Raw genomic sequence first — 15,110 nt, forward strand, 5'->3', positions numbered from 1 at the left:
ATGGTCACCGCCGTCGAGCGCCGCTTCGGCACGACCAAAGTCCCGCATGCCGTCGAATGGCTGTCAGACAACGGCAGCGCCTATATCGCGAAGGACACCGCCGACACTGCCAGGGCTCTCGGCCTGATTCTGCTCTTCACGCCCGTGCGTAGCCCGGAGTCGAACGGCATGTCCGAGGCCTTCGTCAAAACTCTGAAACGGGACTACGCCAGCATCACCGTCCTGCCCGACGCCGCCACCATCCTCGCCTTGCTCCCCGACTGGATCGAGGATTATTGCGAAGTCCACCCGCACTCAGGCCTGAAGTTCCGCTCGCCTCGCGAGTTCATCAGGCTCAGGGCCTAAACCCAACCGCCGCCTGTCCGGTGAAACGGGGTCCACTCCAGCTGGCAATCGCGCAGGTCACGGCGATTAGGTGGGACGTCCCGCCGAAGAAAGAAGTCCATTTCCCAGACGCGCTCGCATCGAGGAAGGGCGGATCCGGCAGGATTTTGATTTTATCCAGACGCCGAGCGTAACAGAACTGAGCTATGTAAGAGAATCCGCTTGCCAGACCCGCTGCGAACACGCCGGACACAAACCAGAGCACAACTGCCGAGAAGGCGGCAGCTTGTGCAGGCGATTTTTGATAGATGGCACCAGTGAGAACTAGAGAGGCGACGGTGGCGCCGCCGTTGATTAAGGCTGAGGTGCGTATTGCCTCGACACCGAACATGATGACCGATTTGAACGTTTCAAGCTTGAATGAAACAAGCATGTCGTAGGTGCGTCTGACCGCCTCGGCATTCGCATCGTTTGCAACTACGTCAGGCGCTATCGTCTCGCTCTCTTCGGCTGTTACCATCTTGCACGCTCCACGCTCCAAAGCGCTTTCTAAAGTCATCTACCGAAGGCCGATCGTCTGTGCGCCGCTCGTCACAGCTGACGAAATCGATCGCCTCGCTCGGTGATTTCGAACATTGCGCCGGGACGGACAAGGGTGGCCTGCTTCTCCAGGCTTTCCCAGACCGCCAGTACACGCATGAACTGACGATGCATCGGTTTTTGGTAGACGGACTTGCTCAGGAAGAAACCGATCAGGCCAGACGATTTGAAGGCTTGCATCTCCGCCTTATTACGCGTGATGCGCCTATCAGCTGACAAGACGATCCATTCACCATCGTCGCTCAGCGATTTAATCCAGGTCAGATCCTTCACACCTGGGCCAAAATGGTCCCGTATATTGGCGACCTGATGGTCAACGGCGAAGAGTTCCCGAAGAGCACGGGCGAGGTATGGCGAAATACACTCGTCGACCATGACCTTCACGCGGCGAGCAAATCCTCTTCGAAGTGGACGGCATCGCGCACAACGGCCACCGGGACGTCGTAGAGACGAGCGGCGCGGGCTATGCTGCCCTCCGCCTTCGCAGCGTCCGACAAGACCGTTGTTGGTATGCCGAAGCTCGCTGCGATTGGTTGACCGAACGACCGCGTCGGATCGATCACGATCGAGGCCTTGCCCTTGTACGGCCGCCAACGCACGACTGCATCATCCTCAATATCCAGATCCTTGAAGCTTCTCTCGAAAACCTGATTGAAGACGTACTGACGGCTTCTCAGATCGATAAGCTTGGGCTCGTCGCTGCCTTCAAACGTCTGGAGAAAAATCGATCGACCATCCGTTCGAAACCGTTGGGTCGACAGGGGATGATCATCTTCTACGCACTCGCGAGCGCGCTCCAGACAGTTGCGCACTGCGACGAGACCAACCCCTGCCGCTAAGAAAGCCTTGACGAAGCGAAGCTCTACGAGATCGCGAAAGCCGATCTCGAGGTGATCGTTGATCATCGCCAACTGCGGCGTCCAGAGAGGAGGGGAATGCCGACGCTTCTCCTTTGGTCCATGATCGTAGCCCTGCATCCAGCGGCGGATATTCAAGGCCGGAGTGCGCAGCAGACGCGCCGCTTCAACCGCGGTGTAAGAGCCAACGTCTAAGGGAATCGCGGAATGGGTGGCAGCTGCCTGATTCATTGAGACGCAACGTACTCGAAGCTCGAACATCGACAAGACGCAAAAACGCATTGTTGAGATCGCCTGAGGATAGACGATAGCTTCTCGCTGGGCCGCGGTAGGTGCCGGCTCAGGCCCACGAGAGAGAATGGCCTATGGAAGAACCAACTCCACAAGCCTCTTGAGAAGTGCTCCGGTTGCCGCACCTGCCAAGAAGATGCTCGCTGATCCAGCTTTCGCTCTCGCGGCCTGCCATCGGGTAAGAGGCCATTGCGATTGCGGGTAGATCGCGCTGCCTCCCGCATAACCGACAAGGGCTTCGCGGGCCGTCACTTCGAGATGCCGAGCAAGAGTGTTGCTCGCCGCCTGACCGGCAGCGTTGATTTGACTCGATTCACCGAACGCAGCTGCCCCAACGGACCGATCGTTCGCGTACAGAACGAGACCCTTCGTAAAGAAGGCGATTGCATTTGCAGCACGCGGAACTAGCATTTCCGGTCGAAGCGCCTTCGCCCGACAAATCTCCAGAACGTAGGTCCAGCTCTGGTCGACCGCGGCCTTGGTGACATCAGTGAGGTCAGCGAACTCCAGCACGATAGATCGGGAGTTTCCGACTGGACGACCGGCGCGGAGCTCCACCGTTTCGCGCATTACCCGCACCCAGGACTGCTCTATTCGGTACTCAATGTCCGTAACGATCTGACCGTAATCGAGCTTTCGGACGCCTGCCGGCGGTCTTAGGGAGAACCTAGACTTATCCACAAAGCCTCCACACAAGAACCCCATCGGAACCCTGACCCGACAAAGCTCACGTCGATCACTTCGAAGCCAGTGTTTAACTCAGCAAAAACAACTGGTTAGTGGTGAGCGCGGTGGGACTCGAACCCACGACCACATGATTAAAAGTCACGTGCTCTACCAACTGAGCTACGCGCTCTCACCTGCAGCGAGTCATGCTGTGCGATGGCGCGGACCATAGAAAGGGAGTATGGGCCGGTCAACCACAATCGCTCCGCCGGAAACCGGGTGCGGGGCGATGACGCAAGTCGGGAAGCGATCGGGAAGGAGACGCCGCGGGATGATCGAACTGTCCTATACGACGGCGCTCCTCGCCGGCGCGCTGTCGTTTCTGTCGCCCTGCGTTCTGCCGCTCGTTCCTCCCTATCTCTGCTACATGGCCGGCGTTTCGGTCGACGATCTGCGCGGCCAACGGCCGATGCCGGCGCAGGGCTACAGCCGGTTGGTGCTGACGGCGCTGGTCTTCGTGCTCGGCTTCGCGACCGTCTTCGTGGCGCTCGGCGCGGGCGCCTCGACGATCGGGCAGGTGCTTCGGCGCAATCTCGACTGGCTCGGCATTCTCGCCGGCTTAGCGATCATCGTGATGGGCCTCAACTTCCTCGGCGTCTTCCGGGTCGCGTTCCTGTCGCGCGAGGCGCGGATCCGCGCGCCGGATCGACCGCGCTCGATGGGCGGCGCCTATCTCATGGGCCTCGCCTTCGCCTTCGGCTGGACGCCCTGCATCGGGCCCGTGCTCGGCGCGATCCTTGGGCTCGCGGGCACGCGCGCGAGCGTCGGCGAGGGGGCGACGATGTTGGCCTTCTATTCGGCCGGGCTCGGCATTCCCTTCCTGCTCGCGGCGGCCTTCTCGGGTGCCTTCCTGCGCGGCCTCGCCCGGTTCCGCCGGCATTTCGGCGCGGTCGAGAAGGTGATGGGCGGGTTTCTCGTCGTCACCGGCATCCTGTTCCTCACCGGTGGCATGCAGGCGATGTCGTTCTGGCTGCTCGAAACCTTCCCGGCGTTCCAGCGCATTGGATAGGACGGTTGCGCCGGCGGGTTTGCGCCGCTAAGCGCCGGTTCATCGTTCCATCGGGGTGCCGATCCATGTCCAGAACCTGCCTTTCGATCGTGCTGGCCGCCGGCGAGGGCACGCGGATGAAATCCGGCCGCGCTAAGGTGCTGCACGAGGTGGCGGGCCTGCCGATCGTGCTGCATGCCGCGAAGGCGGCGGTGGACGCGGGATCGCAGAAGCTGGCTCTGGTGGTGGGGCGCGACGCCGAGGCCGTGGTCGCGTGCGTGGGCGCGCAGTTTCCGTCGTCCCGTGCCTTCCCTCAGGCGGAGCGGCTGGGAACGGCCCATGCCGTGCTGGCGGCGCGCGCCGCCATTGCGCAAGGCTTCGACGACGTTCTCGTGCTGTTCGGCGACACGCCGCTGGTGAAGCCGGAAACGCTCGTCCGAGCGCGGGCAGAGGTGGCGGCGGGAGCGGCGGTCTGCGTCGTCGGGTTCCGCACCCAGCGCCCCACGGGCTATGGCCGCCTGCTGATGCAGGGTGCCGATCTCGCGGCGATCCGCGAGGAGAAGGACGCGAGCAACGAGGAGCGCCGGGTCGATCTCTGCAACGGCGGGGTGATGGCGTTGGCCGGGAGCGAGGCTCTGGCGCTGCTCGACGAGATCGGAAACGCGAATGCCAAAGGCGAGTTCTACCTGACCGACATCGTCGAGATCGCGCGGGCGCGCGGCCTTGCGGTGCGCGTGGTGGAGGCCGACGAGACCGAGGTGTTGGGGGTCAACACGCGGGTCGAACTCGCGGCCGCGGAAGCGATCTGGCAGGGGCGCCGGCGACGCCAGACGATGCTGGCGGGCGTCACGCTGGTGGCGCCCGACACGGTCTTCTTCGCCCACGACACGCGGATCGAGGCCGATGTCATCGTCGAGCCGAACGTCGTGTTCGGCTCTGGCGTTAGAATCGCCACGGGCGCGGTAATCCATGCGTTCAGCCATCTCGAAGGCGCCGACGTCGGTGCCTGCGCGTCGGTCGGGCCGTTCGCACGGCTGCGGCCGGGAACGCGCCTCGGCGAGGGTGCGAAGGTCGGAAACTTCGTGGAGACGAAGAACGCGGCAGTGGGCGCTGGCGCGAAGGTCAGCCACCTCACCTATCTCGGCGATGCCGTGATCGGCGCGGAAAGCAACATTGGCGCCGGCACGATCACCTGCAACTACGACGGCTACAACAAGTACCGGACGGAGATCGGCGCCTCCGTCTTCATCGGCTCGAACTCCTCGCTCGTGGCTCCCATCCACATTGGCGACGGCGCCTATGTCGGTTCGGGGAGTGTCGTGACCGAGGACGTGCCGCCCGACGCGCTGGCGCTCGGGCGGGCGCGTCAGGTGGTCAAGGCGGGGCGCGGGCGTGAGATCAACGAGCGCAACGCCGCGCGCAAGCGCTCGAAACCGGCCTGAACGCGTCTCGCCTCATGCTTTCTGCGTCGGAAGGCTTCCGTCACCTTCTGCTGGTAGAACCCGGCGACCCCCTGCGCAACGGAGAGTACCCATGTGCGGCATCATCGGCATCATCGGTCGTGAAACCGTGGCCCCGCGTCTGGTGGACGCACTGAAGCGGCTGGAATATCGAGGCTACGATTCCGCCGGCATCGCGACGCTGGAGAACGGGCAACTCGACCGGCGACGCGCCGAGGGCAAGCTGCGCAATCTCGAAGCCCGGCTCGGCGAAGATCCGCTGCCGGGAACGATCGGCATCGGCCACACCCGCTGGGCGACCCATGGCGTGCCCAACGAGGCGAACGCCCACCCCCACGCCACCGCGCGGCTCGCCGTCGTGCACAACGGCATCATCGAGAACTTCCGCGACCTGAAGGCCGACCTCGCCGCCGACGGCTACACGTTCGAGAGCGAGACGGATTCGGAGGTCGTCGCCGTCTACGTCACGCGGCAGATGGACCGTGGCCTCGGTGCGCGCGACGCCGTCTCCTCCACGCTGAAACGGCTGGAGGGTGCGTTCTCCCTTGCGTTCCTCTTCACGGGCGACGAAACGCTGCTCATCGGCGCCCGGCGCGGCAGCCCGCTGGCGATCGGCGAAGGCCGGGGCGAGATGTTCCTCGGCTCCGATGCCATCGCCCTGTCGCCATTCACCGACGCGGTCCGCTACCTCGAAGACGGCGACTGGACGGTGGTGACGCGCGACGGCGCCGAGATCTTCGACGCGCTGGATCGTCCGGTGGAACGTCCGATCCGGCGTTCGGTGGGCAAGGCCTTCTATGTCGACAAGGGCAACCATCGCCACTTCATGCAGAAGGAAATCTACGAGCAGCCGGAAGTGCTGGCGCACACGCTCGGCTCCTTCGTCGACATGACGACCGGGCGCACCCGCCTGCCGCAGGGCCAAGTGCTGGATTTCTCCGGCGTACGCCGGATCGCAATCTCGGCCTGCGGGACCGGCTACTACGCGGCGCTCGTGGGGCGCTACTATTTCGAGCGCTACGCGCGGATCGCCTGCGACCTCGATGTCGCCTCCGAGTTCCGCTACCGCGAAAGTCCGCTCGCCGACGTCGATCTCGCACTCTTCGTCTCACAGTCGGGCGAGACGGCCGACACGCTGGCCTCGCTGCGCTATGCCAAGGAGCAGGGGCTGAAGACGGCCGCGGTCGTCAACGTCCAGGAGTCCACGATCGCCCGCGAGGCGGACGTGGTGTTCCCGACGTTGGCCGGTCCGGAGATCGGCGTGGCCTCGACAAAGGCCTTCACATGCCAGCTCATCGCCTTGGCCGCGTTGGCGATTCGCGCCGGCGTCGATCGCGGCGTGATCGACGGCGAGGGCGAGCTGGAGCTGACCAAGGCGCTCGCCGAGGCGCCGCGCCTCGTCAACGCGGCGCTGCATGCCGAGGGCGCGATCGAGCTTCTGGCGCGGGACATGGCGACCCATCGCCATGCGCTGTTCCTCGGCCGCGGCTTCTCGTATCCGCTGGCCATGGAAGGCGCGCTGAAGCTGAAGGAGATCAGCTACATCCACGCCGAGGGCTATGCGGCCGGCGAACTCAAGCACGGGCCGATCGCCCTGATCGACGAGACGATGCCGGTGGTGGTGATCGCGCCGCACGACCGGGTGTTCGAGAAGACGGTGTCGAACATGCAGGAAGTGGCGGCGCGCGGCGGCAAGATCGTGCTGTTCACCGACGAATCGGGCGCCGCCGCCGGCGCTGTGAAGACGACGCATTCGATCGTGCTGCCGGACATGCCGGAGATCCTGACGCCGATCGTCTATGCCGTGCCGCTGCAGCTGCTGGCCTACCACACGGCCGTGCAGATGGGCACGGACGTCGATCAGCCGCGCAATCTCGCTAAGTCCGTGACCGTCGAATAGCCACTCAGCCCGATCGCAGAAGGCGGATCGCGTCGTCCTTGCCGAAGAGGTAGAGGAGGGCGCGCACCGCCTCGCCCCGCGGCGATTCCAGCTTCGGGTCCGTGGCGAGCAGCAGGCGCGCGTCGTCGCGCGCGATCTCCAGAAGATCGGCATGCGCTTCGAGGTCGGCGATGCGGAAGCTCTGCAGGCCGGACTGACGGGTGCCGAGGAGATCGCCTTCGCCGCGCAGCTTGAGGTCTTCCTCGGCAATGCGGAAGCCGTCCTCGGTCTCGCGCATCACGGCGAGCCGCGCCTTCGCGGTTTCGCCGAGCGGCGCACGGTAGAGGAGGACGCAGGACGAGGCCTTGTCGCCACGCCCCACCCGCCCGCGCAGCTGGTGAAGCTGCGACAGGCCGAAGCGCTCGGCATGCTCGATGACGATGATCGAGGCGTCGGGCACGTCGACGCCGACCTCGATGACGGTGGTGGCGACGACGATGCGGGTGCGGCCGGACTTGAAGTCGGCCATCGCATTGTCCTTCTCGGTGCCGGTCATGCGCCCGTGCACCAGACCGACGCGATCCCCGAAGAACTGCCGCAGCACGTCGGCGCGCTCCTGCGCGGCGGTGAGATCGCTGTTCTCGGTCTCTTCCACCAGCGGGCAGACCCAGTAGAGCTTGTCGCCCTCATCGATGGCGCGCCCGGCGCGCGCGACGATCTCGTCCAGCCGGTCGAACGGCACCGCCACCGTCGCGATCGGCTTGCGCCCGGCCGGCTTGCCGTAGAGGCGCGAGACGTCCATGTCGCCGAAGGCCGCGAGCACCAGCGTGCGGGGAATGGGCGTTGCGGTCATCACGAGGAGGTCGGGCGCCTTGCCCTTTCGGGTGAGCGCCAGGCGCTGGTGCACGCCGAAGCGGTGCTGCTCGTCCACCACGACGAGGCCGAGATCGTGATAGGCGACGTCGTCCTGAAAGAGCGCATGGGTGCCGACGACGATATCCATGTCGCCGTTTGCGATCGCCTCCAGCTTGGCGGCGCGCACCCGGCCGTTGTCGCGCCCGGTCAGGAGCACGATCGTCAGCCCCGCGGCCTCGCAGAAGCGCGACAGGCCGGCGAAGTGTTGGCGCGCGAGGATTTCGGTCGGGGCCAGCAGCGCCGATTGGGCGCCGGACTCCTTGGCCGCCGCCATCGCCAGCAACGCCACCACCGTCTTGCCGGCGCCGACGTCGCCCTGCAGCAGGCGCAGCATCCGGTCGGGCCGCGCCATGTCGGCGTGGATCTCGGTGAGCGCGCCGCGCTGTCCGTCGGTCAGGGTGAAGGGCAGGGCGGCCTCGGCCTTCCGCCGCAGGCCGCCGTCGCCGCCGAGAACGCGACCCGGCTGGCGCTTCGCCCTCTGGCGGGCGAGGGCCAGCGCCATCTGCCCGGCCAGGAACTCGTCATAGGCGAGGCGTCGATAGGCCGGCTTTGCCGGATCGAGGTCGAGCGGATCGGCGGGGTGATGCAGCGCCCGAAGTGCGGCGTCGAAAGGGGGAAACGCCTCGCGCCCGGCGACGCCCGGCTCGATCCATTCGGCCAGCGCCGGCAATCGCTCCAGCGCGCTGTCGATGCCCCGGCGCAGCACCTTGCCCGACAGGCCGGCCGTCATCGGATAGACGGGCTCGATCAACGGGCGGGCGAGGGCCTCCTCCAGCGTGCCCACGAAGTCGGGATGCACCATCTGCGGCCGGCCGTTGAACCACTCGACCTTGCCGGAGACGAGCAGCGTCTCGCCGAGCGGGAACAGCTTCTCGAGCCATTGCGGCTGGGCGCGGAAATAGGTGAGGGCGATCTCGCCGGTGGCGTCCTGCGCCATCACGCGCGCCGGCTGGCTGCGCGCTTCGCGGGACGGCATCACGAACCGATCGATGCGGACCTCCAGCGTCGCGAGCACGCCCTCGGGGGCCGTCGCGATCTCCTCGCGCCGACGTCGGTCCACCACGCCGCTCGGCAGGTGGAACAGAAGATCGCGGACCTTGGCGCCGTCCTCGGCGCCCGGCGGCGCCACCAGCCCGGCGAGGAGCGTGGACACTTTGGGGCCGACGCCGTTGAGCGTCGAGACGGAGGCGAAGAGCGGGTCGAGGGCGGAGGGTCGCATAAGGCTTCGTTTATCGTCTGTTCCCGGCGCGGCAAAGGCTGACAGCCCCTCCGGCGCCGACTATATACCGCAGACGGGAAGGCCGGCGGAACGGCGCTGGTTTTCGGCACGAGCGATCCGTCGTCTCGACACGCCCGGGCGCAACCAGCGGAGAGATCGCGATGACCGGAACCACACGATCGTCGAGCGACCTCGACCCGCGCCGGCGCAAGGCGCTGTTCCGCTCGTGGCACCGGGGCACGCGCGAGATGGATCTGGTGCTCGGACGCTTCGCCGATGCCGAGATCGACAAGCTCGACGACGGCGAGATGGAGATCTTCGAGCTCCTGATGGAAGCGCCCGACCGCGACCTCTTCACCTGGTTGACGGGATCGGCCGAGACCCCGGCGAACTACGACACGCCGGTGTTCCGGCGCATCCGATCCTTCTACGAGCTGCACGGAACCGACGTCGCATGAGCAGTCCTGCCATCCTGAAGAAAGCGCTGGAGAAGGGCGCGGGCCTGCGGATCGGCAACGTCCTCGACGGCTACGAGGCCTTCCTCCTCGCCGACATCGCGCGCCATCGCGGCCGCGACAAGCCGATCGTCTTCGTGATGCGCGACGGCAACCGGATGGGCGAACTGGAAGACGCGCTGCGCTTCGTGGCGCCCGATCTGCCGGTGCTCACCCTGCCGGCCTGGGACTGCCTGCCCTACGACCGCGTCGGCCCCTCCAACGAGGCGGCGGCACGCCGGCTTTCGGCGATGTCGGCGATCGGCGCGCTGCGGCGCGACCCGCACCGCGCGATCATCCTGACCAGCGCCAACGCACTTCTGCAGAAGATGCCGCCGCTGAAGGTGCTCGAAGAGGAGACGATCTCGGCCAAGGTCAGCGGGCGCATCTCGATGGACCACATCGTGCGCGCGCTCCAGCGCGGCGGCTTCGAGCGCGTGACGACAGTGCGCGAGCGCGGCGAGTTCGCGGTGCGCGGCGGCATCCTCGATCTCTTCGCGCCCGGCGACGAAGAGCCGCTGCGGCTCGACTTCTTCGGCGACACGCTGGAATCGATCCGCGCCTTCGATCCCGCCACGCAGCGCACGAGCGGCCAGCGCAAGAGCTTCGAGCTGGCGCCGGTGTCGGAGGTGACGCTGAAGGACGAGACGATCTCGCGCTTCCGCACCAACTACGTGAAGCGGTTCGGCGCGCCCTCGCGCGACGACGCTCTCTACACGTCGATCAGCGACGGACGCCGGTTCTCGGGCATGGAGCACTGGCTGCCGCTCTTCTACGAGACGCTCGACACGCTGTTCGACTACGTCACCGGCTTCCCGGTCGTGCTCGACCATCTCGTGGTCGAGGCGGTGGGCGAGCGTCGCAAGCTGGTGACGGACTATTACGAGGCGCGCCGGCGGGGCGTCGCCGAAAAGAGCGCCGAGGCGGTGCCCTACAATCCGCTGGGACCGCACGAACTCTATCTCGGCGACGACGAACTCGACGGGGCCATCGCCAGCGCCGATCCGATCCGCCTCTCGTCCTACGCGATCACGGATGCGGGCTTCCAGGCCGAGATCGTCAATCTCGACGTGCATCGCGGGCGCAACTTCGCGGCCGAGCGGCAGGCCGGCGACGTCAACGTCTTCGGCGCGGCGGTGGACCACATCTCGCGGTTGCGCGCCGGCGGCAAGCAGGTGGTTCTCGCGGCGTGGTCGGAAGGCTCGCGCGAGCGTCTGACGCAGGTCGTCGAGGAGCACGGGCTCGGCAACGTCAAGCCGGTGGAATCGCTGAAGGCGGCGCTCGAGGTCGGCAAGAACATCGTCGCGACGGTCGTGCTCGGCATTGAGGCCGGCTTCGAGACCGATCGCATGGCGGTGGTCGCCGAGCAGGACATTCTCGGCGATCGCCTCGTGCGGCGTGGCCGGCGCAAGAAACGCGGCTCGGACTTCATCACCGAAGCGACCGGCCTCGACGAGGGCGACATCGTCGTCCATGTCGATCATGGCATCGGGCGGTTCGTCGGCCTGCGCACCATCGAGGCGATGGGCGCGCCGCACGACTGCCTCGAGCTGCGCTATGCCAACGACGACCGGCTGTTCCTGCCGGTCGAGAACATCGAGCTTCTGTCGCGCTATGGCGGCGAGGGCTCGGAGGCGATGCTCGACCGGCTCGGCGGCGGCGCCTGGCAGGCGCGCAAGGCCAAGCTGAAGAAGCGGCTGCTCGACATGGCCGGCGGTCTCATCCGCATCGCGGCCGAACGCGCGACGCGCGGTGCGCCCAAGCTCCTGCCGCCCGACGGGCTCTGGGGCGAGTTCCAGGCGCGCTTCCCCTATGAGGAGACCGAGGACCAGCTGACGGCCATCGATTCCATCGCCGACGATCTGGCGGCCGGGCGGCCGATGGACCGCCTGGTCTGCGGCGACGTCGGCTTCGGCAAGACGGAGGTGGCGCTGCGCGCGGCGTTCATCGCGGCGATGAACGGGCTGCAGGTGGCCGTCGTCGTGCCGACGACGCTGCTGGCGCGCCAGCACTTCAAGACCTTCTCCGAGCGCTTCCGCGGCCTGCCGCTTAACGTGGCGCAGGCTTCGCGCCTCGTCACCGCCAAGGATCTGGCGGCCACGAAGAAGGGCCTGACCGACGCCACGGTGGATATCGTGGTCGGCACCCACGCGCTGCTCGGCAAGGGCGTCACCTTCGGCCGGCTCGGCCTGCTCATCATCGACGAGGAGCAGCATTTCGGCGTGAAGCACAAGGAGCGGCTGAAGGACCTGAAGTCCGACATCCATGTGCTGACCCTTTCTGCGACCCCTATTCCGCGCACGCTTCAGCTGGCGCTGACCGGCGTTCGCGAGCTCTCGCTGATCACGACGCCGCCGGTGGACCGCATGGCCGTGCGCACCTTCGTGGCACCGTTCGATCCGCTGGTTGTGCGCGAGACGCTCTTGCGCGAGCGCTATCGCGGCGGCCAGAGCTTCTACGTTGCGCCGCGGCTGTCGGATCTCGCGGGCATCAAGACCTTTCTCGACGAGCAGGTGCCGGAACTGAAGGTCGCCATCGCCCATGGGCAGATGGCGGCGGGCGAGCTCGACGACATTATGAACGCCTTTTATGAGGGCCAGTACGACGTGCTGCTCTCGACCACGATCGTGGAGTCCGGCCTCGACATTCCCTCGGCCAACACGATGATCGTGCATCGCGCCGACATGTTCGGTCTGGCGCAGCTCTACCAGCTGCGCGGGCGCGTCGGCCGCTCCAAGCAGCGCGCCTATGCGCTGATGACGATCCCCGCCAACAAGACGCCGACCGCCGGGGCCGACCGACGGCTCAAGGTGCTGCAGTCCCTCGACAAGCTCGGCGCCGGCTTCGAACTGGCGAGTCACGATCTCGACCAGCGCGGCGCCGGCAACCTGCTGGGCGACGAGCAGTCCGGTCACATCAAGGAGGTCGGCTTCGAGCTCTACCAGCAGATGCTGGAAGAGGCGGTGGCCGAGATGAAGGGTGTCGAGGTGGAGAGCGACGGCTCGTGGTCGCCGACGATCGCGCTCGGCACGGCGGTGATGATCCCCGAGAGCTACGTGCCCGACCTGCAGCTTCGCATGACACTTTACCGGCGCTTGGCCGACCTGCAGGACGCTCGCGAGATCGACGCGTTCGGCGCCGAGCTGATCGACCGGTTCGGGCCGATGCCGAAGGAGGTGGAGCATCTCCTGAAGGTCGTGTTCATCAAGGCGCTGTGCCGCAAGGCCAACATCGAGAAGCTCGACGCCGGACCGAAGGGCCTCGTCATTAGCTTCCGCGAGAAGAACTTCGCCAATCCCGGCGCGCTCGTGCGCTTCATCGGCGAGCAGGGGCCGGCCGCCAAGATCCGGCCGGATCAGTCGGTGGTTCTGATGCGCGACTGGGAGAAGCCGGAGCAGCGGCTGAACGGCGCCGCCGTGATCGCGACACAGCTCGCCCGCTTCGTCGACGAGGTGCAGAAGAAGGCGGCCTGAACGCCGCCTTCGGCGCGCCTCCTTAGTTCGCGGGGTCGCGCCAGAAGGCGGGCAGGTAATAGCCGGTGATCGGCGTCGCGTCGGGGTGGCGGATGAAGCTCCAGCGCGCCAGCCACTGCTCGCCGATGTAGTAGAGCGGCACCACGTAGTGGCCGCTGATCAGCACCCGGTCGTAGGCATGGACGGCCGAGACGAAGTCCTCGCGCGAGCGGGCCGACACCATGGCGGCGATCATCGCATCGACCGCCGGGCTGGCGACGCCGGCGTAGTTGAACGAGCCCGGCCGATCGCGCGCGGCCGAGCCCCAGCGGTTGAGCTGCTCGGCCCCCGGCGAGAGCGTGCCCGAAAATGCCGAAATCAGCACGTCGTAGTCGAAGGCCGACTTGCGCTTCTGGTACTGTGCGTCGTCCACCTGCCGCACCTTTGCGGTGACGCCGATGCGCGAGAGCGTGCGCGACCAGCCGAGTGCGATCCGCTGCTGCTCGAGCGACTGGACGAGGATTTCGAAGGCGAGGGGCCGCCCTTCGGCATCGACGAGTCGAGAGCCTTCGAAACGGTAGCCGGCGGCCTGGAGAAGCGCGAGCCCCTTGCGCAGGATGGTGCGGTCGCTGCCCGACCCGTCGCTGACCGGCGGCTTCCAGTCTCCGTCGAGCACCGCTGGATCGAGCTGATCGCGATAGGGAGCGAGAAGCGCGCGCTCGCGAGCGTCCTCCGGCAGGCTGAGGCTGGAGAGTTCGGAATTGTCGAAGAAGCCGCCAAGACGGCGATAGGCGCCATAGTAGAGGTTGGCGTTCGCCCATTCGAAGTCGAACAGCATCGCCAGCGCTTCGCGGACCCGCCCATCCGCGAAGGTCTCTCGCCGCGTGTTGAAGAAGAAGGCGGCGAGATTGGCCGGACGCCGGGTCTGGAAGACCTCCTTGATCACGCGACCGTCCGCGACGGCAGGAAAATCGTAGGCGGTGCGCCAGTGGCGCGGGTTGGGCTGCGCGTAGGGATAGACGTAGGTCAGCCCCTTCTTGAACGCCTCGAACTGGGCGTTCTGGTCGCGGTAGTACTCGACGGTGATTTCGTCGTAATTGTCGAGCCCCCGCTTCGTCGGCAGGTCTCTGGCCCAATAGTCCGGGTTGCGGCGATAGACGATGCGTTGTCCCGGCTCCACCCGCTCGATCAGGTAGGGGCCGGAGCCCACCAGCGGCTTGGTCGTGGTGTCGGCGATCGTCTTTTCGGTGAAGTCTCCGGCCGGCAGCACCGGCAGTCCGGCGAGCAGAAGCGGCAGTTCACGGTCGGCTTTCTCGTTGAAGGTGAAGCGGACGCCGCGCTCGCCTGTTTTTTCGACCCTGGCGACCTTCGATAGCCAGTTCGAGTATTGCGGACGCACCGTGCCCTGGACGCGCAGGAGTTCCACCGTCGCCGTCACGTCCTCGGGCCGGATCGGGCGACCGTCCGAGAATTTCGCGCGCGGATCGAGCTGGAATTCGACGAACGTGCGGTCCGCGTCCGTCTCGACGCTTTCGGCGACGAGACCGTAGTAGGTGAACGCTTCGTCGGCGGAGCGCTGCATCAGCGGCTCGAAGACGAGATTGCCGAACTCCGGGTCGGCAAAGATTCCGCGCGCCGTCGTCAGGGCGCCGCGCACGCTGACCGGGTTCAAATTGTCGAAATCGCCGAAGACGCCGTAGACCATGCGGCCGCCCTTCGGGGCCGCCGGATTGGCGTAGGGGAAGTGATCGAAGCCTGCCGGCAAGTTCGGCTCGCCCTGCATCGCGATCCCGTGAGCGGGCGCGGCCTCGGCGCCCGAGACGACGTGCATCGCCATCAGAAGCGCGAAAGAAGCCGCCCCCGCGCTGCGGCGCAAGGCTCGGGACAGGTTGGACGAGGGCATTC

At 66.4% G+C, this 15,110-nt stretch carries 12 protein-coding genes and 1 tRNA gene; 6 read left to right on the plus strand and 7 right to left on the minus strand.

The genetic code is table 11. From position 1 onward, the window contains the following. The coding region (locus tag GGR04_RS21835) for an integrase core domain-containing protein (protein ID WP_183202459.1) at positions 1–345 on the plus strand (345 nt) is incomplete at its 5' end. On the opposite strand, the gene GGR04_RS21840 is transcribed toward GGR04_RS21835, so the two are convergent. The 5 genes from GGR04_RS21840 to GGR04_RS21860 form a co-directional block, all read right to left on the minus strand. Beyond that, positions 335–844, minus strand: coding sequence for a hypothetical protein (locus GGR04_RS21840; protein WP_183202460.1), 510 nt, complete (start codon positions 842–844; stop codon positions 335–337). The two genes, GGR04_RS21835 and GGR04_RS21840, sit on opposite strands and share 11 nt — an antisense overlap. Positions 845–915: 71 nt before the next feature. Next, a complete protein-coding gene (locus GGR04_RS21845) occupies positions 916–1,299 on the minus strand; it encodes a PIN-like domain-containing protein (protein WP_210291924.1) in 384 nt (127 codons plus the stop codon). A 5-nt stretch (positions 1,300–1,304) separates the two neighbouring features. Beyond that, positions 1,305–2,042, minus strand: coding sequence for a hypothetical protein (locus tag GGR04_RS21850; protein ID WP_246393533.1), 738 nt, complete (start codon positions 2,040–2,042; stop codon positions 1,305–1,307). 102 nt (positions 2,043–2,144) lie between these two features. Beyond that, positions 2,145–2,585, minus strand: a complete 441-nt coding sequence (locus GGR04_RS21855; protein WP_183202464.1) for a hypothetical protein — start codon at positions 2,583–2,585, stop codon at positions 2,145–2,147. A gap of 267 nt (positions 2,586–2,852) precedes the next feature. Further along, a tRNA-Lys gene (locus GGR04_RS21860) sits at positions 2,853–2,928 on the minus strand. Positions 2,929–3,069: 141 nt separating this feature from the next. Between GGR04_RS21860 and GGR04_RS21865 the strand changes: the two genes are divergently transcribed. From GGR04_RS21865 to glmS, 3 genes are all read left to right on the plus strand, one after another. After that, on the plus strand, positions 3,070–3,807 hold the full coding sequence (locus tag GGR04_RS21865) for a cytochrome c biogenesis CcdA family protein (protein ID WP_183202466.1): 738 nt from the start codon (positions 3,070–3,072) through the stop codon (positions 3,805–3,807). Positions 3,808–3,872: 65 nt separating this feature from the next. Further along, the gene (glmU, locus tag GGR04_RS21870) at positions 3,873–5,228 is read left to right on the plus strand and encodes a bifunctional UDP-N-acetylglucosamine diphosphorylase/glucosamine-1-phosphate N-acetyltransferase GlmU (RefSeq protein ID WP_183202468.1); all 1,356 of its coding nucleotides are present in this window, start codon (positions 3,873–3,875) and stop codon (positions 5,226–5,228) included. Positions 5,229–5,319: 91 nt separating this feature from the next. Continuing rightward, the gene (glmS, locus tag GGR04_RS21875; RefSeq protein WP_183202470.1) at positions 5,320–7,146 is read left to right on the plus strand and encodes a glutamine--fructose-6-phosphate transaminase (isomerizing); all 1,827 of its coding nucleotides are present in this window, start codon (positions 5,320–5,322) and stop codon (positions 7,144–7,146) included. 4 nt (positions 7,147–7,150) lie between these two features. On the opposite strand, the gene recG is transcribed toward glmS, so the two are convergent. Next, positions 7,151–9,259, minus strand: a complete 2,109-nt coding sequence (recG, locus tag GGR04_RS21880; protein WP_183202472.1) for an ATP-dependent DNA helicase RecG — start codon at positions 9,257–9,259, stop codon at positions 7,151–7,153. Positions 9,260–9,420: 161 nt separating this feature from the next. Between recG and GGR04_RS21885 the strand changes: the two genes are divergently transcribed. Further along, positions 9,421–9,717: an FAD assembly factor SdhE gene (locus GGR04_RS21885; protein WP_183202473.1), complete on the plus strand. Its 297-nt coding sequence runs from the start codon at positions 9,421–9,423 to the stop codon at positions 9,715–9,717. Then, positions 9,714–13,226 carry a transcription-repair coupling factor gene (gene mfd, locus GGR04_RS21890; RefSeq protein ID WP_183202475.1) on the plus strand — a complete coding sequence of 1,171 codons (3,513 nt, stop codon included), beginning with the start codon at positions 9,714–9,716 and terminating at the stop codon, positions 13,224–13,226. Before GGR04_RS21885 ends, mfd begins: the two co-directional genes overlap by 4 nt. Before the next feature lie 22 nt (positions 13,227–13,248). Here the strand turns inward: mfd and GGR04_RS21895 are convergent, their stop codons facing one another. Continuing rightward, the gene (locus tag GGR04_RS21895; RefSeq protein ID WP_376769886.1) at positions 13,249–15,108 is read right to left on the minus strand and encodes an extracellular solute-binding protein; all 1,860 of its coding nucleotides are present in this window, start codon (positions 15,106–15,108) and stop codon (positions 13,249–13,251) included. Positions 15,109–15,110 lie beyond the last annotated feature (2 nt).

This window comes from Aureimonas pseudogalii (assembly GCF_014196835.1).
Classification (GTDB): domain Bacteria; phylum Pseudomonadota; class Alphaproteobacteria; order Rhizobiales; family Rhizobiaceae; genus Aureimonas; species Aureimonas pseudogalii.